The organism is Enterobacter sp. WI-ESBL-E8, assembly GCF_053364895.1.
Window position 1 is genome coordinate 2,915,078 of sequence record NZ_JBRWXJ010000001.1, and the last position, 21,860, is coordinate 2,936,937.

Annotated in this window: 18 protein-coding genes and 1 pseudogene; 10 read left to right on the plus strand and 9 right to left on the minus strand. The window is 56.0% G+C overall.

Going from position 1 to position 21,860, the window contains the following annotated elements; translation table 11 throughout:
• The first annotated feature begins 16 nt into the window (after positions 1–16).
• Entirely contained in the window at positions 17–913 is an 897-nt protein-coding gene (locus tag ACWHWP_RS13870) for a LysR family transcriptional regulator (RefSeq protein WP_447855841.1), read from the plus strand.
• Here the strand turns inward: ACWHWP_RS13870 and ACWHWP_RS13875 are convergent.
• Both ACWHWP_RS13875 and ACWHWP_RS13880 read right to left on the minus strand, forming a co-directional pair.
• Positions 892–1,650, minus strand: a complete 759-nt coding sequence (locus ACWHWP_RS13875; RefSeq protein ID WP_447855842.1) for a phosphate/phosphite/phosphonate ABC transporter substrate-binding protein — start codon at positions 1,648–1,650, stop codon at positions 892–894. The genes ACWHWP_RS13870 and ACWHWP_RS13875 overlap by 22 nt on opposite strands.
• The gene (locus ACWHWP_RS13880; RefSeq protein ID WP_447855843.1) at positions 1,643–2,614 is read right to left on the minus strand and encodes a fatty acid desaturase; all 972 of its coding nucleotides are present in this window, start codon (positions 2,612–2,614) and stop codon (positions 1,643–1,645) included. Before ACWHWP_RS13880 ends, ACWHWP_RS13875 begins: the two co-directional genes overlap by 8 nt.
• 149 nt (positions 2,615–2,763) lie before the next feature.
• Here ACWHWP_RS13880 and ACWHWP_RS13885 point away from each other — a divergent pair, with 149 nt between their 5' ends.
• From ACWHWP_RS13885 to ACWHWP_RS13900, 4 genes are all read left to right on the plus strand, one after another.
• Positions 2,764–3,744 carry a GlxA family transcriptional regulator gene (locus tag ACWHWP_RS13885; RefSeq protein ID WP_447855845.1) on the plus strand — a complete coding sequence of 327 codons (981 nt, stop codon included), beginning with the start codon at positions 2,764–2,766 and terminating at the stop codon, positions 3,742–3,744.
• Positions 3,745–3,823: 79 nt separating this feature from the next.
• Positions 3,824–4,834, plus strand: coding sequence for a type I glyceraldehyde-3-phosphate dehydrogenase (gene gap, locus ACWHWP_RS13890; protein WP_447855846.1), 1,011 nt, complete (start codon positions 3,824–3,826; stop codon positions 4,832–4,834).
• Positions 4,835–5,113: 279 nt separating this feature from the next.
• Positions 5,114–5,818, plus strand: coding sequence for a hypothetical protein (locus ACWHWP_RS13895; RefSeq protein ID WP_059312787.1), 705 nt, complete (start codon positions 5,114–5,116; stop codon positions 5,816–5,818).
• Positions 5,819–6,028: 210 nt separating this feature from the next.
• Positions 6,029–6,508 carry an Hcp family type VI secretion system effector gene (locus ACWHWP_RS13900; protein WP_047345812.1) on the plus strand — a complete coding sequence of 160 codons (480 nt, stop codon included), beginning with the start codon at positions 6,029–6,031 and terminating at the stop codon, positions 6,506–6,508.
• 47 nt (positions 6,509–6,555) lie between these two features.
• Here ACWHWP_RS13900 and ACWHWP_RS13905 read toward each other — a convergent pair whose 3' ends face one another.
• Positions 6,556–7,743, minus strand: a complete 1,188-nt coding sequence (locus ACWHWP_RS13905; protein WP_059312785.1) for an MFS transporter — start codon at positions 7,741–7,743, stop codon at positions 6,556–6,558.
• Between the two features lie 115 nt (positions 7,744–7,858).
• Between ACWHWP_RS13905 and ACWHWP_RS13910 the strand changes: the two genes are divergently transcribed.
• The gene (locus ACWHWP_RS13910; protein WP_447855847.1) at positions 7,859–8,815 is read left to right on the plus strand and encodes a cupin domain-containing protein; all 957 of its coding nucleotides are present in this window, start codon (positions 7,859–7,861) and stop codon (positions 8,813–8,815) included.
• 13 nt (positions 8,816–8,828) lie between these two features.
• Here ACWHWP_RS13910 and ACWHWP_RS13915 read toward each other — a convergent pair whose 3' ends face one another.
• Together ACWHWP_RS13915 and ACWHWP_RS13920 are read right to left on the minus strand one after the other, a co-directional pair.
• Positions 8,829–10,208, minus strand: coding sequence for a carbohydrate porin (locus ACWHWP_RS13915; protein ID WP_059312783.1), 1,380 nt, complete (start codon positions 10,206–10,208; stop codon positions 8,829–8,831).
• A 94-nt stretch (positions 10,209–10,302) separates the two neighbouring features.
• Positions 10,303–11,661: a glycoside-pentoside-hexuronide (GPH):cation symporter gene (locus ACWHWP_RS13920; protein WP_447855848.1), complete on the minus strand. Its 1,359-nt coding sequence runs from the start codon at positions 11,659–11,661 to the stop codon at positions 10,303–10,305.
• A gap of 365 nt (positions 11,662–12,026) precedes the next feature.
• Here ACWHWP_RS13920 and ACWHWP_RS13925 point away from each other — a divergent pair.
• Positions 12,027–13,712 (plus strand): annotated as a pseudogene (locus ACWHWP_RS13925) (alpha,alpha-trehalase).
• Between the two features lie 62 nt (positions 13,713–13,774).
• On the opposite strand, the gene ACWHWP_RS13930 reads toward ACWHWP_RS13925, so the two are convergent.
• Positions 13,775–15,877: a TonB-dependent siderophore receptor gene (locus ACWHWP_RS13930; protein ID WP_447855849.1), complete on the minus strand. Its 2,103-nt coding sequence runs from the start codon at positions 15,875–15,877 to the stop codon at positions 13,775–13,777.
• 113 nt (positions 15,878–15,990) lie between these two features.
• Positions 15,991–16,245 carry a GlsB/YeaQ/YmgE family stress response membrane protein gene (locus ACWHWP_RS13935; protein WP_008502662.1) on the minus strand — a complete coding sequence of 85 codons (255 nt, stop codon included), beginning with the start codon at positions 16,243–16,245 and terminating at the stop codon, positions 15,991–15,993.
• A gap of 208 nt (positions 16,246–16,453) precedes the next feature.
• On the opposite strand from ACWHWP_RS13935, the gene ycgR reads away from it, so the two are divergent.
• A complete protein-coding gene (gene ycgR, locus ACWHWP_RS13940) occupies positions 16,454–17,185 on the plus strand; it encodes a flagellar brake protein YcgR (RefSeq protein WP_047345819.1) in 732 nt (243 codons plus the stop codon).
• Between the two features lie 38 nt (positions 17,186–17,223).
• Here the strand turns inward: ycgR and emtA are convergent, their stop codons facing one another.
• Positions 17,224–17,835 (minus strand): membrane-bound lytic murein transglycosylase EmtA, encoded by a 612-nt coding sequence (gene emtA / locus ACWHWP_RS13945; protein ID WP_047345820.1) that lies wholly within the window; start codon positions 17,833–17,835, stop codon positions 17,224–17,226.
• Positions 17,836–17,942: 107 nt separating this feature from the next.
• On the opposite strand from emtA, the gene ldcA reads away from it, so the two are divergent.
• Together ldcA and ACWHWP_RS13955 are read left to right on the plus strand one after the other, a co-directional pair.
• Positions 17,943–18,857, plus strand: a complete 915-nt coding sequence (ldcA, locus tag ACWHWP_RS13950) for a muramoyltetrapeptide carboxypeptidase (protein ID WP_447855850.1) — start codon at positions 17,943–17,945, stop codon at positions 18,855–18,857.
• 97 nt (positions 18,858–18,954) lie between these two features.
• Entirely contained in the window at positions 18,955–20,688 is a 1,734-nt protein-coding gene (locus ACWHWP_RS13955; RefSeq protein WP_429052178.1) for a potassium/proton antiporter, read from the plus strand.
• A gap of 95 nt (positions 20,689–20,783) precedes the next feature.
• Here ACWHWP_RS13955 and dadX read toward each other — a convergent pair whose 3' ends face one another.
• Positions 20,784–21,854, minus strand: coding sequence for a catabolic alanine racemase DadX (gene dadX / locus ACWHWP_RS13960; protein WP_059312777.1), 1,071 nt, complete (start codon positions 21,852–21,854; stop codon positions 20,784–20,786).
• Positions 21,855–21,860: the final 6 nt, after the last annotated feature.

The following is a 21,860-nucleotide window of genomic DNA, read 5'->3' on the forward strand; positions in this document are numbered from 1 at the left end:
TCGCGCGGAGAAAACGATGGATATTAAACAGTTAAAATACTTAATCGCGCTCGACCAGACCCGGCACTTTGGTAAAGCGGCCTCGCAGTGCAACATTACCCAGCCGACCCTCTCCATGCGCATCCGCAGCCTGGAAGAGGAGCTGGGGCTGGTGCTGATAGTGCGCGGGCAGCGCTTTGAAGGGTTTACGCCGGAGGGAGAACGCATCCTCGCATGGGCTCGCACCCTGCTGGCCGCGCACGACGGGTTACAGGCGGAAGCCGCGCTGTGCAAAGGCCAGGTGGTGGGTGAATTACGGCTGGGGATGGTGCCGCTAGCGAGCGTGGACCCGATGATCTTTATTCGTCTGCTGACGCAAAAATACCCGGAGCTGACCTACAGCCTCTATTCCATGTCCTCAGCGCAGATTGCCGACGGCGTCAGCCGTAACCAGCTCGAACTGGGGATTTGCTACCTTAACAGTATCGATACCAGTCTGTTCGACGTTATCCAGTTGCCCAAAACGAAGATGGGGCTGCTGCACGACATCCGCCACTTCCAGCTACGCCAGGAGAGTTTGACCTGGCACGATCTGATGGAAATTCCGCTGGGGTTCCTGACCAAAGGGATGCACTACCGGGCGCATATGGAGGCCAGCTTTAACGCGGCCGGTATCGAACCGACGTCCGTTTTTGAAAGCGACTCCACGTTCCAGATCATTCAGGCGGTTCAGTGCGGCGTGTGCTGCGCCGTGATGCCGCTGAACAACGGGCTGGAAGATCTGAACGGTCATTTTCGGATAGTCCCCATCGCCGACGCGAATATTGAGGCCCCCGTCGGCCTGATTATGCGCAGGCAGAAGCCCGTCTCCTCGCTGGCGCTGCGCTGTTTTACCGACGCGCAGGAGGTTTTTCATTCGCGCAATGAGGCATAAGCCTGACGCGTCACCGCGCTAAAACTGCCGATGAGCACCGCGTCGCAAACGTCCCGGTGTTCTGGCGCGTCCACAAGCGCGCGTAGCGCATCGCGAATGGCGCTCAGCGTTTCAGCCGAGGTATTGTGCGAGGTGATGAGCGGCAGCCCTGGCGTCAGGGGGGTGTGGTCGATGACCGCCAGCCCGGCAAGCCGCTCCGGCTCGTGACGCTGCAGCAGCGCCCAGGTAACACAGTCGATGGCCGCAATATCCCCTGCCTCGCGTTTGATATCAATCAGCGACTGCCGATGGCTGCCGCTAAAGGACGTTTGTGCGAAAAACGGACCGTCAGCGGTCAGGGGAGCCACTTTTTTTCGCAGCGCACGGTGGCCGGACTGCGAGTCCGGGGAATTACAGACCGCCCGGCGTCCGCGAAAATCAGCCAGCGTGAGATGCCTATCCTCCTCGCGCACCGCCAGAACGCTGCGGTAATGGATCCCTTCGCAGCCCGGTGCCGTGTAGTGAAAGCAGCCGACCACCTGCACGTCCGGGAGCTGCGTGACCAGCGGATAGCCGCAGGCCTGGCTGAGGATAAGCTCAGGCTGTTGCCAGTGGGTCAGCAGGTCAGACTCCGGCCAGCCGGGATCGCGATCGACGGGCACACCGCGCGCAACCAGTAAACCCTTTACCGCCAGCCAGAGCGCGCGGGTGTCGGCGCGATCCACGGCGTACATGGGAAACGCCAGCAGGTTACTCATACCCTTCCCCTTGTTGCACTCCGGGATGAACGGTGACATCGACGGGCCTGATCCAGAACTGGCGCAGCCATTCACCGTAGCCCCTGACGAGAAAACCGTGGTTTCGCTCCCGGTACGCCTCCTGGTTTTGCAGGTAGATCGCCCGCAGCCCGTACCAGGGAACGCCCGGCAAATCATGATGTACTGAATGGTAGTTGAGATTCAAAAACAGCACCCGCCAGAAGAGCCCCGCCTCGTTGATGACGGAGCGCGCGAGCGGGTCGTCCGCCGCGCGATGTTCAAAAAACGATCGGACTTTAGTGAGCGCCAGCGCCGGATAGCTTATCGCCAGCACAAACCATACGGGTGAAAAACCGACGCGCGTCATCCAGGCGAAGAGTGCCGCCAGCAGCACACCGTGCACCAGCCACATCGCCATTGCCCGCAGATGAAGATGGCGAAACGCCGCCGCGGCGCTGCCCAGCGTCTGAAGAATATCGAGCAGCGGCGCCAGCATCAAACGACCGGCGAAGGTGTTCCGGGCGCGGATCGCGCGCTTCTGCCACGGGGTAAAGCGCGCCCAGCTCTCATCGGTAAAATAGTACGACTCAGGGTCATCCACCGGATGAGTCAGGCTATCGTACCGATGATGGGCCAGATGGGAATCCCGGTACAGGCCATACGGATACCAGACCGCCAGCGGGAGCGTGCCAAACAGCTGGTTAAGCCACGCAAAACGCGTCGGGTGTCCGTGGATAAGCTCATGCTGCAGGGACATATACCAGGCGGTAAACCCGATAAGCAGCAGCGTGGCGGGCAGCAGGCCGAGCGTTTGCCAGAACGCCAGCGTACCAAACCAGCCAGCATAAATGGTCATAATTAACAGCCAGGTGGGCAGTTCGCTTCGCCACAGGAATCCCGATGCAAGATGGTGGATTTGATTGCGTTGTTGCGGATGCAAATAGAGGGAGTTTCGTTTACCCATTCCTTCAGACGCCGTTTCGCCAGAGACAGAGCCCTGACGATCGGGGATTACGTCTGAAATAACAAACAACTTAAATCGCTTTGCTTTGCCAGAAACGTAGGGCTCTCCCGCCGCTTGACTTATTCTGTAATAAAGGTACTTTTCAGGACATGAAAAAGATCCTGATTATCGTTCCTGACGGCGGCATGCTGTTTGAAGCCGCCGGTATCGCCGACATTCTGATGCAGGCCAACCGGCTGCACCCGGAAGGGCTTGCCCAACCCCGCTACCGGATTATCATCGCCACAACCCAGCCTCACCAGGTGATCCACGGTCAGTCCGGCCTGAATCTGCTGGCGGATTACCGCCTGCCGGAGCTGGATCCGCGCGAACCGCTGGATACCATTATCATCACCGGACGCGGCATGAACGAGCAGGAGAGCACGGCGGTGGTCGATTGGCTGCACCTTGCTGCGCCGCACGCCCGGCGGGTCGCCTCTATATGCGGCGGCGCGATGCTGCTGGCCCAGAGCGGTTTGCTTGACGGTCGTCGCGCGACCACCCACTGGCGGCTGCTGGAGACAATGCAGGCTCAGTATCCGTCGATCAGGGTCGAAGGCGGCCCGCTGTATATTCAGGACGGCCCCGTCTGGACCTCCGGCGGCGTGAGTTCCGGGTTTGATCTGACCCTGGCGCTGGTGGAGGACGACTACGGATTTACCCTCGCCCGCGACGTGGCGCAGGATATGGTGATGTATCTGCGCCGCCCCGGGGGACAACTGCAGTTTAGCCGCTACAGCCTGCAGCAGCCCGGCACGTCGGGCCCGATAAGCGAGCTGCAGTCCTGGATGCTGCAGAACCTCACCGCCGACCTGTGCGTGGAAAATCTGGCCGAAAGGGCGGCGATGAGCCCGCGTAATTTCACCCGCGTGTTTACCCGTGAAACCGGCGTCTCTCCTGCCCGCTACGTGACCGAAGCGCGTCTGGCCGCTGCCCGCCAGCTGCTTGAGCAGACCAGCGATTCCCTTGAGCGCATTGCCGGGCAAAGCGGGTTTGGCACCAGTATTAACCTGCGGCGCGTGTTCGAGAAACAGCTCCACCTCACCCCGGGCGAATATCGCCAGCGCTTTCACTGCCGAAAAATGGCGTAATATGATCCTTTTTTGTCGTTTACGCCACGGCACCTGACGCCTACAGTGACTCCAGACAACGAAAGATAAGGAGTGCACCATGGTTAAGGTCGGTATTAACGGTTTCGGCCGTATCGGACGTAATTTCCTGCGCGCGGCGCTGGGTAACCCGGATCTGCAGATTGTGGCCATTAACGATCTGACGGACAGTAAAACTCTCGCCCATCTGCTGAAGCATGACTCCCTGCTGGGCAAACTGCCCGCGCCCGTTGAAGCGGCCGACGGCGCGCTGCAGGTAGACGGGCAGCGTATCGCCGTCTTTAGCGAACGCGATCCGGCGAATATTCCGTGGCGCGATGTCGGCGTTGACGTAGTGATTGAAGCCACCGGCTTCTTTACCGAACGGGAAAAAGCGGCAATGCATATTACCCACGGCGGCGCTAAGCGCGTCATCATTTCCGCTCCCGGGAAGAACGACGACCTGACGATTGTGATGGGCGTCAATCACGAGCAGTACGATCCCGCCCGCCACGCGGTGGTCAGTAACGGGAGCTGCACCACGAACGGTCTGGCACCGGCTGCGCAGGTGCTGCATCAGCAGTTCGGGATTGAGCATGGTCTGATGAACACGACCCACGCCTACACCAACAGCCAGGCGCTGCACGACCAGCCGGAGAAAGATCTGCGCGGCGCGCGCGCGGCGGCGCTGTCGATTGTGCCTTACTCCAGCGGCGCGGCGAAAGCGCTGGGGAAAGTGATCCCCTCCCTGGACGGCAAACTGACCGGGTACTCCCTGCGCGTGCCGGTTCCGGTGGTGTCGGTTGTGGATTTAACGGTGACGCTGAGCCGTAACGTGACCGCCGAAGAGGTAAACGACGCGTTCCGTCACGCTGCCGCCAGCGGGCCACTGAAAGGCATTCTGGGGTATAGCGATGAGCCGCTGGTCTCCAGCGATTACCAGGGCGACCCGCGCTCCTCAATTATTGACGGGCTTTCCACGCTGGTGATTGGCGGGAACATGGTGAAGATCCTGGCGTGGTATGACAACGAGTGGGGATTCTCAAACCGCCTGGTGGATTTGGCGGTATTTATGGATAAGAAAGGGCTGTAAGTCTTACTTTAATACCGGGTGGCGCTTGCGCTTACCCGGCCTACACATTATATCATTATTCAAAATATCTCTCCCCCCTCGCAGAATTAATAAATTAAGATAATCCTAAGTCTATTCAACGGCTGCTAATTCATCACATCAATTATAAAAAAGCCCCCATTAACTTAGAAGATAGGTTAGTGGATATTCTTTATTTTACTTTTAAAAATGCGAGTGCGATCGCTGTCCACAGGTGACAACGTAGCCCATGATGAACTCTGTACACAACAGGGACAGGCTATGTATTACAGTAAATCGATTATCGAAAAAATAGGGTCCGATAAAGATCTCGCTGTCAGGCTTGATCGTGCCGTGGCTGGTGTGAGGGATGGTGCTGTTGAGTATTTAAATAATCTTGGCGATGCTACAACACGCTTGCTCTATTATACATCTTGCTTCACGGATAATTACTTTGATGTATGCAAACAGTTGGCTTCTGAAGATAAGAGGTTTATGTTTGGTGTTGTAGAACTCGTTAAACATAGAGATTTAATATTCCGTATGGTTACAATATTTATAGAAACAATGCTTAAAAACAAGAATGAAGTTGCGAAGAAAAGTATACTAGAAAAAGTTATACCCATCACAACAAATTATTCAGTTAAGCAAGTTTCGAAATTCGGCCTAATTTATGCTGTTGCAAAGTATATATGCTATAGCAATCAAATGAATGCTGCAGTGCAAAGCGCATTGATGAAAAAAGTTGCCGGAAGAACGGGAAGTGCATTTTTAGCGCTTAACGCTTACGCAATGGTTCAGCGCGCGGCGGACAGCGCCAATAATCTCAAAAAATTCCTTCCGTTATTTTATCATGCATTATATATAGAGAAAATTGAAATGATGTACTTCCTCATCGAACCAGTAATAATGAAAGCCGGTTATCTGAATATTTACACAGCATCAGATCATGATATTACTAATGCTTTTATAAAGATGGCTCAATAATGAGGGGGTTCATAAAGAGTATTTTTAAACTTATTCTGGAAGACTTGAAGAATGATTTAAAAGCATATGCCACGATTTTTGTTATTGTGATTCTATCAATGATACCAGTAACCTTTATTGAAGACGATCAAACAGCAATGCTTATTGTTGGGGCTATAGTAGTAATCGTTTTTTATATAGCCTATTTCTACGAACCTAAAGGATGAATAAATGTCTACACCAGCACATATATGGTTTACAGACGAGAATAACGCCCCTGTTACAGGTGAATGTTTAATGCCCACAAGGCTGGGCTCTACCGAACTAAAATCATTTAACCACTCGGTCTGGATACCGACCTGTTCCAACACGGGTAAATTAACAGGAACACGACTTCATGTCCCCATCACCTTTGAAAAAGAAATCGATCGCATCACACCCTATCTGTTTCGTGCCGTCTGTACAGGAAAAACATTCAAAACGGCATTAATCAAAATGTATAAAATCAATGACGCCGGGATCGAGCGTGAATACTTCAACATCATCCTGGAAAACGTCAAGATAACAAGGATCTCCCCTTTATTGCACCCGCTAGGTATCGCGAGTGCTCATATGGAAGAAGTCGAACTGCGATATGAATCAATCGAATGGAAATATTGTGACGGAAATATAATGTTTAAAGACACCTGGAATGAAAGAGCGACTGCCTAGAATAATAGATATCTATAAATTCCCTCTCCCGCAGGAGAGGGAAAAGATCACTCCGCCTTAACCTTCACGCCCATAAACACAATCACCATTGCCGTTACCAGCAGAAGGCCGCTGCCGGCGAATACGCCGCTGGCACCGTTGAGATCAAAGACCGCCCCGCCCCCGGCCGCACCGGCGCTTATCGCCAGCTGAATTGAGGCTACCAGCAGCCCCCCTGCGCTTTCGGCTTCATCCGGAACGGTAGTGGCAAGCCAGGTTGACCAGCCCACCGGAACCAGACCAAATGCAAAGCCCCACAGCGCAACCAGGAAACCGTCCAGCATGGCCAGATGGCCAAACGCCACCATCGTGAGGGCGAGAACGCCCATGGCGAACGGCACCAGCGCCAGCGTCAGGCGCAGATTACGCGCCAGAAGATGTCCGGCAACGGAGGTGCCCACAAAATTGGCCAGTCCAAAGCCCAGCAGGATCAGTGAAATGGTCTCTACGCTCGCCTGCCCTACCGTTTCCAGGAACGGACGCAGGTAGGTGAAGAAAGCAAAATGGCCGCTGAAGATCAGAATGGTTGCCAGCATGCCGCCGATCATCCCCGGACGACGCAGCACGCGGAACAGCGTGCTCAGGCTCCCGCTGCTCTCCGGCTTCATGGACGGCAGGACCCAGAGTTGCCACAGCAGCGCCAGCATGCTTGGCAGAATGCAGAGGATAAACACGTTACGCCAGCCAATCAGGCTGCCAAGATAGCTCCCCAGCGGCGCCGCAACCACCGTGGCAATCGATACGCTGGAGAAGATCACCGCCAGCGCTTTCGGCACTTTATCCGCCGGCACCAGACGCATCGTCGTGGCCGTCGACATTGCCCAGAATCCCCCAATGGCAACCCCCAGCAGCAGGCGCCCCATCAGCAGGACGTGCAGGTTGGGCGCAAAGGCCACCAGCAGGCTGGAGATGATTTGCAGCACCGAGAAAAACATCAGCACCCAGCGGCGATCGATACTTTTGGTTGCCGGGGTAATCAGCAGCCCGGTCACCAGCGCCACGAGTGCGGTGGCGGTCACGGCCTGTCCGGCCATTCCCTCGCTCACGCCCAGGCTCGCGGCCATGGGCGTTAACAAACTGGCGGGCAGAAATTCTGCCGTAATCAAGCCAAACACCCCCAGCCCCAGTGAATAGACGGCCCGCCAGGCGGGTTTTGCAGGCGTTACCGCCTCGCTCGCCGCGACACATGAATTCATCTGTTTTTCTCCCGTTATAGAAATGTGACAACTGTCGCAAAAGCATAGAAGGTTCACCCTGGACGATCTATGACATATAATCTCCACTTATTGATTATTCGTCCGGAGTTGCGCCATGACCGTACAGTCACCCGATTTGATCAGCGAACTTTTACGCGGCATGCGCCTGTCAGGGGTGAAATACCGGCGGATTGAAGCCAGCTCGCCGTTTGGCGTTGCGTTCCAGCAGGCGCCCGGTAAAGCGCAGTTTCATTTCGTTAGCCACGGCAGCGCCCTGCTGCGAATGGAGAGCGGTGCGACGTTCGAACTGAGCAGCGGGGACGCCCTGTTTATTCCGGGCGGTAATTCTCATGCCCTGCTCTCCGACGAGCAGGCCACCATTACCCCGGTCAGCGACTTTCCCAGTGAACCTATCTGCAGCTCGGTCTGCGCCATTACCTGTGAGCCCTGCCCGGAGAGCGAGAACACCATCATCTTTAGCGGGTGCATGGATTTCGAGCTGGGCGGGATGCAGCCGCTGATCAAGGCGATGCCGGAAGTGATGATGGTCAGCCGCCTGATGTCCACCTGGCCGGAAATTCATCCGCTGCTCGCGGCGATGGAGCGCGAATCAATGACGCGACAGGTCGGGTTCGCCGGGATCCTCGCCCGGCTGGCCGACGTGGTGGCGGCGCTGATCGTGCGCGGCTGGGTCGAGGCGGGTTGTGGAAAAGCGACGGGCTGGGTGCAGGTCTTGCGCGATCCTCGCCTGAGCCGGGCCATCTACGCTATGCACCAGCAGCCCGGCCTGAACTGGAGCGTGGCGGACCTGGCAAAAGAGGCGGGTACCTCCCGCTCCGTGTTTGCCGAACGGTTTCTGGCCGCGACGGGAACCACCCCGGCCAAATATCTCAGCGAGCTGAGGATGCGGCTGGCCATTCAGTACATTCGCCATGAAAATCAGCCCATTGAAGCGGTCGCGCTGCGGCTGGGGTACGGATCGCTGGCGGCGTTTAGCCGGGCGTTTAAGCGGATTATCGGGCATGCGCCCGGCACGCTGCGGGAAGCCAGCCAGACCCCGGAAGAGGTCTGACTGGCGTGAGGCATCAGAAATAGTATTTAAAGCGCACGCGTCCGCCGTAGCGATCGTCATTTCGGTCATCGCCGTCTTTCGGATGGGCTTCCACCCAGGACGCATACGCCCCAAGATAAATATTGAAATTCTTCATCTTCATCACGTTCGGGATCAGGTATGAAGCATGAATGGTGTGAATATCATAATCCCCGGGATCGGTCACCCAGCAGTCGCCGTCGCAGTCAGCGTCGAAGTTCGCGGTGTTGAAGTTATCGATCTGGTTATGCGCGTAGATATAGCCCAGCTCAAAATTACGCCATAAGGCGTTCACGCCTGCGGTGAAATCCTTCTCGTCCGTGGCATCCATATACGCGGTATTCAGGTTCGCCACGATACCGTTATCCGGATCGGTTTTTTGCCCGTTCCAGGTCATGGTGAAGCCGTAGCCGGTGCGGTCAGACTGGTCTACCCACTTCCCCGATGCATCGCGGTAGCCATAGGCGTTGTTGACGAGGTTGCTCTCCATCGCGACAGCCGTCGAGAAGTTGCCTTCCTGCCAGGCAATGACCGGTCGGACGTAGGCGACGTTTTTTTCATTATCCAGGTCCACGCCGTGATACTGCTGGTCAACAAACAGCGAACTGCCGTCTTCCAGCAGGGTGTTAACCTCGAAATACCAGTTTCCCAGGGTTTTGCTCAGCAGGAAGTTACCGCCGCTGTCGCTACGCCCGCGTCCCTCTTTCATCATGTAGATGTAGCCGTAACCATCGCTGTAGAGATCGTTGGCCGTGTTGCCAGAATATTCAACGAAGGTGTCCTGATTCAGCGGGAACATGTCATAGGCTTCAAAGCGCCCGACTTTCACCTTCCAGTCGTTTTCCGTGCCAAAGAAGAAAACGGCATCATCAAGGTTCATTTTGCCCGTCAGGTCAGCCAGCGGCTGCACGGAGAAGCCGGCGAAATTGCCGTTTTCCATGCGCTTATATCCGTCAAAGCCCAGCAGCAGACGACCGTTGATATCCCAGCGCTCGTGGCTGCCGGGCGCCCAGTCTTTATTGGCCGTTGTTTTCATGGACGTTAAGCTGCCGGTCTTGCTGGCCGCGTCCATATTAAATTCAACGTCGCCATAAAACTTAATATCGCCGTAGCCGGATAACGTCAGCTTCGGTGCCGTTTGCGCTGTCGCAGGCTCCGTGGATTCAACGACAACCGGGCTGGCGGCCACTGCGGTCTGCTGTTGTTTTTCCAGAACCTGAATTTGTGCTTCCGCCTTTGACGCCCGGGTTTCGGCCTTTTCGAGACGCGCCTCCAGCTGCGCCAGCTTATCCTCCAGACGCTGAGTATCTTTTGCTGCCATTGCTCCGGTAGTACAAAACGCACTGACAATAAGTGCAAGGGTTTTCACTTTCATCGATTCCATCCTCGTGAGTTAATCATTATTTCCTGACGGACACAGAGAACCTCACCGATAATTCTCATGAATTATCGGCTTACCGCTTCAACCATTAAGAGTTAGCGAACTCGCCTTTATTTAAATCGCTCACCACGCCATTCATGACGTTTTCCGTTAATTTATAAAACTTAATTGAGAAGGCGGTGAGTAAATAAAAGAGTGATGGGATCAGCGTAAACAGCAGAATGACGCCCTGAACAGCGGATTCCGATTGTACAGTGCTGTTGGACTCATAATTATACCAGGCCAGCACCCAGCCGAGAATGGCGCCGCCGACGGCAACGCCTAATTTAATCACGAATATATTGGCCGCAACGTTCATGCCTGTAATACGACGCTGGGTTTTCCATTCACCGTAATTATTCGCATCGGTGATCATAGACCACTGCAGCGCACCGTTACCGCCCTGGACAATCTGAATAAGCACGTGGGCGATCAGGGGAATAACCCAGAACTCCAGCGGCAGCCAGAAGCAGGCGACGCCTAATGCCGCATTCAGAATATTGATCCAGAACGAGAGTTTGACCTTGCACAAACGGGTGCCAAACGGCTGAGCCAGCACGGAGCCAAACATCGAGGCCAGCATCCCGCCCAGCATAAAGAACGAGATGATGTCCGCCCCTTTGTTCAGCACGGTGTTGACGTAATAGACCACCGCGCCGCCGCGAATCACCACCGCCACCAGCATCATAAAGTTATAGATGGAGAGAATGCGCCACTGATCGTTACGGAAAAGAATTTTAACGTCGCGGGCGATATTCAGATTCTCCTCTTTGATGGGCTGCACCCGCTCTTTTGTGGTCGCAAAACAGACGATAAACATCAGACAGCCGATCGCGCCAAAAAGCGCCATCGCCACCTGAATACCGGTCGCTCTGTCGCCCGGGTAGAGGTAGTCCGCCAGCGGCAGAATGAGGGCTGTGCCAAGTGCGCCGCCAATGGGGGTGATGGCAAATCGCCAGGACTGCAACGAGAGATTTTCACGCGGATCGGAGGTGAGCGCCGCCCCCAGGGAGCAATACGGGATATTAATGGCGGTATACATCAGGGTCATAAATATATACGCCCCGACGGCATAATAAATTTTTCCGGTTTCGGTAAAGTCCGGAATGGAATAAACCAGTACGCAGCTCACCGCAAAAGGTACGCATATCGCCAGCAGCCAGGGACGAAAACGCCCCCAGCGCGTTGTCGTCGCATCGGCAATTGCCCCCATAACGGGATCGGTAATGGCATCTAATAAACGCACCAGAAGAAACATGGTTCCCATTACGGCAGGCGGTAATCCATATATATCCGTATAGTAATACGCCAGAATGGCCACCGATGAGTCAAATACAATGTGACTCGCTGCATCTCCCAGGCTATAGCCTATTTTTTCTTTGACCGGAATTTTTTCTGCAACTGACATAGCGTAACTCCTCATTTATGAAACCGGTTTCTTTTGTTGCGACAATTTCGCCTGAGAGTGACGCCGCGATCCATTATGTTTTTTCACCAGGAACTTATGTTTTTTGCTTTATGTGATCGTGATAATTAAAAGAAACAATTCACCGGGCACATTATGTGCAACGGATCGCAATTTATTTCCCGTACCTTTTAAATATTCACAATATCAATATTTCACCGCATCACGTGCGGCATTAAGCGCAACGGTAAATAGTCTGGATTTGTGCAAAATGCGATGTTCGACACGCGAAGCGCGGCATATTCGACTAAGGTTTTCTGGTGATTAAGACAGCGTAACTGCTGCTCAGTGAATAAGGAGAAGCACCCATGATAACCCCTCAAAAGCTGCGCCCTCGCCTCTTACCTCTGGTTCTGGGCAGTGCGCTGCTCGCGGTTGCCGCTTCTGGCGCCGCGGAAGAGATGAACGCTGGCCAGACGAATTCACCGGATATTTTGCTCGGGCCCCTCTTCAGCGACGTTCAGAGTGCCAAACTCTTCCCGGATCAAAAAACCTTTGCCGATGCGGTGCCTAACAGCGATCCCCTGACGATCCTTGCCGACTACCGCATGCAGCGTCGTCAGTCCGGGTTTGATTTACGCCATTTTGTCGAGGTGAACTTTACGCTGCCGGGTGAAGGTGAAAAATACGTCCCGCCTGCCGGACAAAGCCTGCGTGAACACATTGACGATCTCTGGCCCGTGCTGACGCGCACCACCGATAAAGCCAGCAATAAATGGGATTCTCTCCTGCCGTTACCGAAGCCTTACGTTGTGCCCGGCGGTCGTTTCCGGGAGGTTTACTACTGGGACAGCTATTTCACCATGCTGGGCCTGGCGGAAAGCGGTCACTGGGACAAAATCAGCGACATGGTGGATAACTTTGCCTATGAAATCGACACTTTCGGGCATATTCCTAACGGCAATCGCAGCTATTACCTGAGCCGATCTCAGCCGCCGTTCTTCTCGCTGATGGTTGAACTGCTGGCGACCCACGACAGCGATGCGCTGAAGAAATACCGTCCGCAGATGGAGAAAGAGTATGCCTACTGGATGGACGGCGTTGACGCCCTTCAACCGGGGCAGGCCAACAAACGCGTGGTGAAGCTGGATGACGGCGCCGTCCTCAATCGCTACTGGGACGATCGCGATACCCCGCGTCCGGAATCCTAGCTTGATGATGTGAATACCGCCAAAAGTAACCCTAACCGATCGGCGACCGAGATCTACCGTGATTTGCGTTCGGCGGCAGCTTCGGGCTGGGACTTTAGCTCACGCTGGATGGATGACCCGCAAAAACTCGGCACCATCCGGACCACCAGCATTGTCCCCGTGGATCTGAACGCCCTGATGTTCAAGATGGAAAAACTGCTGGCGCGGGCAAGCCAGGAGAGCGGCGATGCTGCCAGCACCAGCAAATACGAGGCGCTGGCTACCGCGCGCCAGAAAGCTATCGAAAGCCACCTGTGGAATGATAAAGAGGGCTGGTACGCCGATTACGATCTGAAGAGCAAGAAGGTCCGCAATCAGCTCACAGCGGCGGCCCTGTTCCCGCTTTACGTGAAGGCCGCGACACAGGATCGTGCCGATAAAGTCGCCGCGGCGACCTCATCACGCCTGCTGCAGCCGGGCGGGATCGCAACCACCACCGTCAACAGCGGCCAGCAGTGGGATGCGCCTAACGGCTGGGCTCCCCTGCAGTGGGTGGCGACCGAAGGGTTGCAGAATTACGGGCAAGATAAGGTCGCGATGGATGTGACCTGGCGCTTCCTGAAGAACGTACAGCATACCTACGATCGCGAAAAGAAACTGGTCGAGAAGTATGACGTGTCGACAACCGGTACCGGTGGCGGCGGTGGAGAGTATCCGCTGCAGGATGGGTTCGGCTGGAGCAACGGCGTGACGCTGAAGATGCTGGACCTGGTCTGCCCGAAAGAGAAACCGTGCGACAGCGTGCCGGAGAAACAGCCTGCGGCGAATGACGAGGCTGCGCCGGTGAAAGCTGCGGCGCAGTAAGTGTATTGCCGGGTGGCGGCTACGCCTTACCCGGCCTACATTTTGAACTCACAGGGCTTTGATCAGAAGCTGTAACTCGCCCCGAGCTGATACGTTCTGTCACGCCCAATCCAGCAGTTTGTCGCGTCGTAACAGGTCAGCGTCTCTTTGTTGGTGATGTTCTGCGCGCTGGCCTTAAGCGTTAGCCCTGCCAGCGAAGGCAGTATTTCGCCCATTCGGTAGGATGCCGACAGATCGTACTGCGTGGTGCCGCCCAGCTTACCCGCATCGTTAGCCGGAGAGATTTCCATTGGCCCGGTGTAGCGTGCACCTGCGCCCAGCATCAGCCCTTTCAGCGCGGTGTTCTCAAAGGTGTAGTCCCCCCAGAGGTTGAAGGCGTTCTCCGGCACCTGCGTTGGGCGTTTACCTTTGTACTTATCATCTTCCGTATTGATCGCGTGGGTGTACGCATAGTTGGCAATCAGCGTCAGGTTGTCCGTCGGACGGCTGATGGCAGACAGTTCCGCCCCTTTGGATTCCACTTCCCCGGTCTGACGATAGTTCAGGAAGCCCGGATCGGAGGTGACGACATTTTTCTGGCGGATGTTAAACACTGAGGCGGTAAAGGTGGTGGCGTAATCCGCCAGCAGGTATTTCACCCCACCTTCCACCTGCTTGCTGGTGGTGGGCTTGACGTCTTTCGCTACGAGCGTGCCCTGCGGCGACACCGGGGCAAACCCTTCGGAATAGCTAATAAACGGCGAAATCCCGTTATCGAAGGCGTACAGCGCGCCCAGGCGTTTGGTGACGCGATCCTGCGATACCCAGGCCTTATCGCCGTTTTGCAGATAATTGGTGGTGACGGAGCGGTAATCGTCGTAGCGCAGGCTACCCAGCAGATTTAAGCCGCCAAATTCAACCTGATCCTGCAGGTAATAGCCGTTCTGCTGGTAGCTCAGACGGTTTTTCTGGGCGGTATAGAGCCCCAGCGCGCTATCGTCGATCTGCGAATAGTCCGGATTGCGCATATCAATGCCCGGCGTGCCAGATGCGTAACGATAGTGGAAGTGGGAGTTCAGCTTCTGATAGTCAAACCCGGCCAGCAGGTGGTGTTTCCACTCGCCCAGCGCAACGGTTTTGGTCACCTGGTTGTCGATGTTGAAGCTCTTCAGATCTTCATCCGTGGTGTAGGCAAAGCGGTTGAGTTGATAAACCTCGCTCCCCGCGCCCGTTGCATAAACGCTGCGCTGATGCGTGTCGACGTCGAAATAGCGCGCCTTCTGGTTAAAGCCCCAGCCGCTGTCAAACTCGTGTTCAAAGCTGTAGCCCAGCATCCACTGCCGCTGCTTAAACCCGCTCCACTCATCGCCGGCGTAATCGCGCTTGCCCGCGTATTTCGATCGCAGGTAGGCGAGCGGCAGCGGGTTCGACGGCGTCAGGCTTGGGGTATTTTGCGCCAGCGCATCGAGGGTGAGGCGAGTTTTGCTGTCGGGTTGCCAGGTGACGGACGGGGCAACCAGGTAGTTTTCATACCGGGTGGTGTGCGGCTGATCGTCATTTTCCGTGGCTTTGCCCAGCAGGCGATAGTTCCAGTCGCTGTCGGCAATCTGCCCGGTTGAGTCGAGATAGCCCTCTTTCAGGTTTCGGGTCCCGGTATTAACGCCAATCTCGGTTCGGGCTTCCCGCTTCGGCTTTTTACTCTGGATGTTTACCAGCCCGCCCGGCGAGCCGCCGCCGTAAAGGACCGATGAAGGGCCCTTCAGGATATCCACGCTGTCAATCAACAGCGGATCGATGCGGGCTTTGGTATTGCCGGTGACGTTATAGGGCAGCTGCAGCCCGTTGTAGAACTCCTGGTCGACGGTAAAGCCGCGAATTTTATATTCGCTCATGTACGACGTATTCCCCCTCACCTCCGTAGAGACACCCGGGGCATAGCGCAGGATTTCGTTCACGGAATTCGCGTGACGCTTTTCAATTTCCTGCGCAGAGAGGGTCGTGATGACCTGCGGCGTTTTACTTTCGGCCACGGCGGATTTCGTGGCGCTGTTTGTCCAGGCCGGCAGCGCGCTGCCCTGCTCTGAGCCCGTGACGACGATGGTGGATTCTTCGGCAAACGCCTGGACCTGCAATGCCAGCGTGACGGCGCCTGCCAGGGCGCAAAGCGTGAAACGTGAGGTATTCATAATGTCGTCTTGTTGTTAGATGCAATACGGAACGACAATTATTATCATTTCGATTAGCAAATCAATATTCAGGTAAAAAAAACGGCCCTCCGCAGAGAGCCGTTTATGTCATTTTATGCTCGTCGCAGTAACCTGAATATGCCCAACACAACAATGGCACCCACGACAGCGACCAGGAAACTGTGCAGGTCAAAACCACTTATGTTGCCTCCAAAGCCAAACATCGTCGCCAGCCAGCCGCCCACAACCGCACCAACGACCCCGAGTACACAGGTCAAAATAAAGCCGCCGCCATCGTTTCCCGGCATGATCAATTTAGCGATAGCGCCAGCGATAAGACCAAAGATAATCCAGGCGATGATACCCATAGCGATGCCCTCTTGCAGGTTTAACGCATGTGCAGAAAACCTTCTGCGCAGCTAACGTAAGTATAGGTCATCGCCGGAAAATCATTTTCATCTCACCGACTTATCTTTGCCTGAACAGGCAAAAAAAACTCACCGGTTTGTATTAAGTTTCATTGCCGATTGCCGATAACGCTAAGACAGTCTGTCATCAATCAAGGAGCCATCCGGCGTGAGTCATTACAGTGAGCAGTTCCTCAAGCAAAATCCGCTGGCTGTATTAGGGGTATTACGCGACCTGCAAAAAGGCGAAGTGCCGCTGCGCATCAGCTGGTCGAATAATCAGTTCATCAGCAAGATCCTTGACGCCTCGCAGGAGCGGCTGGTGATTGATTTAGGCAGCCAGGAGCATGAAAACCGTGCGGCGCTGAAAGCGGAGAATGTCGCGGTGATGGCCGAAACGCAGGGGGCCAAAGTGGAGTTTGTCCTGTCACGGCTGGAACTGAGCGAATACCAGGGACTCCCTGCTTTTGCTACCCCGCTTCCCACCAATCTCTGGTTTGTCCAGCGCCGTGAATACTTCCGCATCAGCGCCCCGCTTCACCCCGCCTATTTTTGCAAGGCCAAAATGCCGGACAAAAAGGAGATCCGCTTTCGCCTCTTCGATCTGTCGCTGGGCGGTATGGGCGCGCTGATGGATACGCCGAAACCTGACGGACTGGTAGAAGGCATGCGGTTTACGCAAATCGAGCTGGATATGGGCGGCTGGGGGCGTTTTTATTTTGATGCACAGCTGATTGCCATCAGCGATCGCACCGTCGTGGACAGCAAAAATGAAACCATCACCACGCCGCGCCTGAGTTTCCGTTTCCTGAATGTCGGACCCGGTGCAGAGCGTGAACTTCAGCGCATTATCTATTCGCTGGAGCGAGAGGCGCGCGAACGCGCAAATAAAGTTCTGTAGGGAAAATCGGGCAGCGTGACCGCCGCCCGTCTGCGGCATTACATGGCATCCATCGCTTTCTGAACTTTCCAGATATAACGAGGCGCCTGTGGTGCCGGGTGATTTTTCGCGACATGCTCAAAGAACTCGTCTTTGTCCATGCCGTTAATCTCTTCTATCGCCTCTTTGCGGTCAGAGGAGAAGGTTCTGAGCAACGCACCGGCACCGTTAACGTAAGAGACCACCAGCGCGTACTGCATCACCTCCGGGTCCTCAATCCCCTTCAGCACGCCATGCTCCATAATACTCAGATAGGCTGTACCCATTGAAATGTTGCGCTCCGGGTTCTTCAGCTCGCTGGTCGACGGCTGGCCGCTCCAGCCCATGTAGCGGTAAACCTCTCTCCCCGCCGTTGACGCTTTAAGCTGCATCAGCCCCACCGCGTTGGACTTGCTGACAAGCGTAGGATTACCGCCGGACTCGACCGCAATAATCGCCGTGATTAGACGCGGACTGACGCCCCAGGCCTTTCCGGCCTGTTCACTGATCGGCATCCACTGCATGGCCCGCTTTACCGGCACTTCAGGGTTCCAGGGCGGATTTTGATAATCATGCTTTGAACTACAGCCAGCGAGCAACACAATCAAAAAAGCAAACCATCTCAATTTCACGTCATCTATCCTTATAGCCGGTCATCGCAGTGCGCCGCCCCTTGAAGCAGGCAGCGTTTAAGCGGCATGATATAGACAATTAGTTTCTCATTCAGCAAGGAATTGCCATGTCTCAGTTTCATCTCATCGCGCCGTCGGGCTATTGCATTAACCAGGACGCGGCGCAGCGGGGCGTTCAGCGTTTGCTGGAATCCGGCCATCAGGTAGAAAATCAGACAATTATCCCCCGCCGCCAGCAGCGCTTTGCCGGCACTGAAGCGCAGAGACTGAATGATATCAATAGTCTGGTGAACCTGAAGGGTGAAAACCAAATCGTTCTGGCGGTGCGCGGCGGATATGGCGCGAGCCGTCTGCTGGAGAGCATTGACTGGCAGGGCCTGGCGCAGCGCCAGCAGCAGGATCCGCTGCTAATTTGCGGCCACAGCGATTTCACCGTCATCCAGCTTGGGCTGCTGGCCCTGCATGACGTCATCACCTTCAGCGGCCCGATGCTGGCCGGCAACTTCGGCGCGCCGGAGCTGGATACGTTTACCGTGGAACACTTCTGGCGCGCGCTGCGCAATTCAACCTACAGCGTTGAGTGGCAGGGGAATGGACCTCACTGGGAGTGCGAAGGCCAGCTCTGGGGCGGCAACCTGGCGATGCTGGTCTCGCTTATCGGAACGCCGTGGATGCCGCATATCGAGGACGGCATTCTGGTGCTGGAAGATATTAACGAACATCCGTTCCGCGTCGAGCGCATGCTATTGCAGCTTTATCATGCCGGTATTCTTGAGCGCCAGTCCGCGATTGTGCTGGGCAGCTTTAGCGGCTCTGCGCCGAATGATTATGACGCGGGTTACACCCTTGAAACCATGGTCGACTTCGTTCGCTCGCGGCTGGATATTCCGGTCATCACCGGCCTGGATTTCGGTCATGAGCAGCAAACCGTCACCCTCGCAGTGGGCGCGCACGCCTCCCTGATTCATAATGATTCGGGCAGCCGGCTGACCATCAGCGGCCATCCTGTCATAAAGGCATAAAAAAGCCGTTATACCCGCTTAATAAAACGCTGTTGCCGTCGTTAATATGTTAGGGTTTTAGTAACAGCGTTAACATTGAGGTGGGAGTAAGAGAACATTGGATGCCGCAGCGATAATCAGCCTTTTCATTCTGGGTTCGGTCCTTGTAACCAGCAGTATTTTATTAAGTTCATTTTCATCGCGTCTTGGCATACCAATTCTTGTTATTTTTCTTGCCATCGGCATGCTGGCCGGCATTGATGGCATCGGCGGTATCCCCTTCGACAACTACCCCTTCGCGTACATGGTGAGTAACCTTGCGCTGGCCGTGATCCTGCTTGATGGCGGGATGCGCACCCAGGCGAGCTCCTTTCGCGTTGCTCTGGGGCCCGCGCTGTCGCTCGCCACGGTCGGCGTGTTGATTACCTCTGGCCTCACCGGGATGATGGCCGCGTGGCTCTTCCATCTTAATATCATGGAAGGCTTGCTGATTGGCGCCATCGTGGGCTCAACCGATGCGGCAGCCGTGTTTTCCCTGCTCGGCGGTAAAGGGCTTAACGAACGCGTAGGCTCTACACTTGAGATTGAATCCGGCAGTAACGATCCAATGGCGGTGTTTCTCACCATCACGCTGATCGAGATGATTCAGCAGCACGAAACCGGGCTGAGCTGGATGTTTGCCTGGCATATCCTGCAGCAGTTCGGCCTGGGGATCCTCATCGGCCTGGCGGGAGGGTATCTGTTACAGCAGACAATCAACCGCATATCGCTGCCTTTGGGGCTTTACCCGCTGCTGGCGCTGAGCGGCGGCATTCTTATTTTTGCCGTTACCACGGCGCTGGACGGCAGCGGTATCCTCGCCGTTTATCTCTGCGGGTTCCTGATGGGCAACCGCCCTATTCGCAACCGCCATGCCATCTTGCAAAACTTCGACGGCCTGGCCTGGCTGGCGCAAATCGGCATGTTCCTGGTGCTGGGGCTTCTGGTTACGCCATCGGACCTGTTGCCGATCGCCATTCCGGCGCTGCTGTTGTCTGCGTGGATGATTTTCTTCGCCCGTCCGCTGTCGGTGTTTGCGGGCCTGCTGCCGTTTCGCGGCTTCAACCTGCGCGAGCGCATATTTATCAGTTGGGTGGGCCTGCGCGGCGCGGTACCGATTATTCTTGCGGTCTTCCCGATGATGGCCGGACTGGATAACGCGCGGCTGTTCTTTAACGTGGCGTTCTTCGTGGTGCTGATTTCGCTGCTCTTCCAGGGAACGTCGCTCGGGTGGGCGGCGAAAAAAGCCAAAGTGGTGGTCCCTCCCGTGGGCTGGCCGGTATCCCGCGTCGGGCTCGATATTCACCCTGAAAACCCGTGGGAACAGCTTGTCTATCAGCTGAGCGCCGACAAATGGTGCGTGGGGGCCTCGCTGCGCGATTTGCATATGCCGGCCGAAACGCGCATTGCCGCCCTGTTCCGCGACAATGTCCTGCTGCACCCTACCGGCAGCACCCGCCTGCGCGAAGGGGATATTCTGTGCGTGATTGGCCGCGAGCGCGACCTTCCCGCGCTGGGCAAGCTGTTCAGTCAGTCGCCTCCGGTGGCGCTGGACCAGCGTTTCTTCGGCGATTTTATTCTGGAAGCCAGCGCCAGGTTTGCGGATGTGGCGCTGATTTACGGTCTGGATGAGGGCGCTGAAGACGGTGATAACCAGCAAACGCTGGGCGAAATCATCCAGCAGCGTCTCGGCGCTGCCCCGGTCGTGGGAGACCAGGTGGAGTTTGCCGGAATGATCTGGACGGTTGCCGAAAAAGAAGATAACGCGGTACGGAAGGTGGGGTTGAGGCCGAGGGAAGAGGACGTGGAGTAGCGGTTTTTTGCCGGGTGGCGCTAACGCTTACCCGGCCTACGCTTGCGTACCTTGTAGGCCGGGTAAGGCGAAGCCGCCACCCGGCACACAAAAAGTTACACCGTCACAACCGGCACTCTCGGTGCCAGCGCGCACATCAGTTCATACCCTACCGTTCCCGCCGCGGCCGCCACATCATCAATTTTGATTTCGTTACCCCACAGCTCGACCGGTGAACCAATGCCCGCCTGAGGGCATGGCGTCAGGTCAACGGCCAGCATATCCATTGATACAGTGCCCACCGTCCCCGTGCGGACGCCATCTACCAGGACCGGCGTACCGGTCGGCGCGATGCGCGGGTAGCCGTCAGCATAGCCGCCCGCCACGATACCAATGCGCTGCTCGCCCGTTGCCCGGTAGCGGCTGCCGTAGCCCACTGCGTCACCGGCCTTCAGGGTCTGTACGCCAATAATTTCGCTGCGCAGGGTCATGACCGGCTTCAGGCCGCTGTTGGCGATATCCTGCCACTGGCCTGAGGGCGACGCGCCGTACAGGACGATCCCCGGACGCACCCAGTTATAGTGCGCCTCAGGATGCCACAGCGTGGCCGCCGAGTTTGACAGCGAGCGCGGGCAATCCAGCCCTTCTGCCGCCTGCTCAATGCGCACCATGGCATCGGCAATACCGTCCGGTTTTTCCGCGTCGGCAAAGTGCGCCATCAGCGTCATTTCACCGACGTTTTTCAGGGCGCGCAGCTGTTGCCAGACCGTATGCACCCGCTCGGGCTGGAAGCCCAGGCGGTTCATGCCGCTGTTGACCTTGAGATAGATATCCAGCGGAGCATGAAGCTTCGCATCCTGAATCGCCTTAATCTGCCAGTTGCTGTGAACGCTGGTGGTCAGCCGGTACTTGTCCAGCAGCGGCAGATCGTCGGCGTGGAAGAACCCCTCCAGCAGCAGTATGGGCCCTTTCCAGCCGCGCTCGCGCAGCAGAATGGCCTCTTCCAGATTCAGTAACGCAAAGCCATCGGTCGCGCTCAGCGCGCTCCAGATCCGGTCAATACCGTGGCCGTAGGCGTTCGCTTTCACCACCGACCACACGCGAGCACCAGGTGCTGCCCGGCGAACAATTTGCAGGTTATCCTTCAGGGCCTGCAGGTTCAGCTGGGCCAGAACAGGACGGGACATGACAAC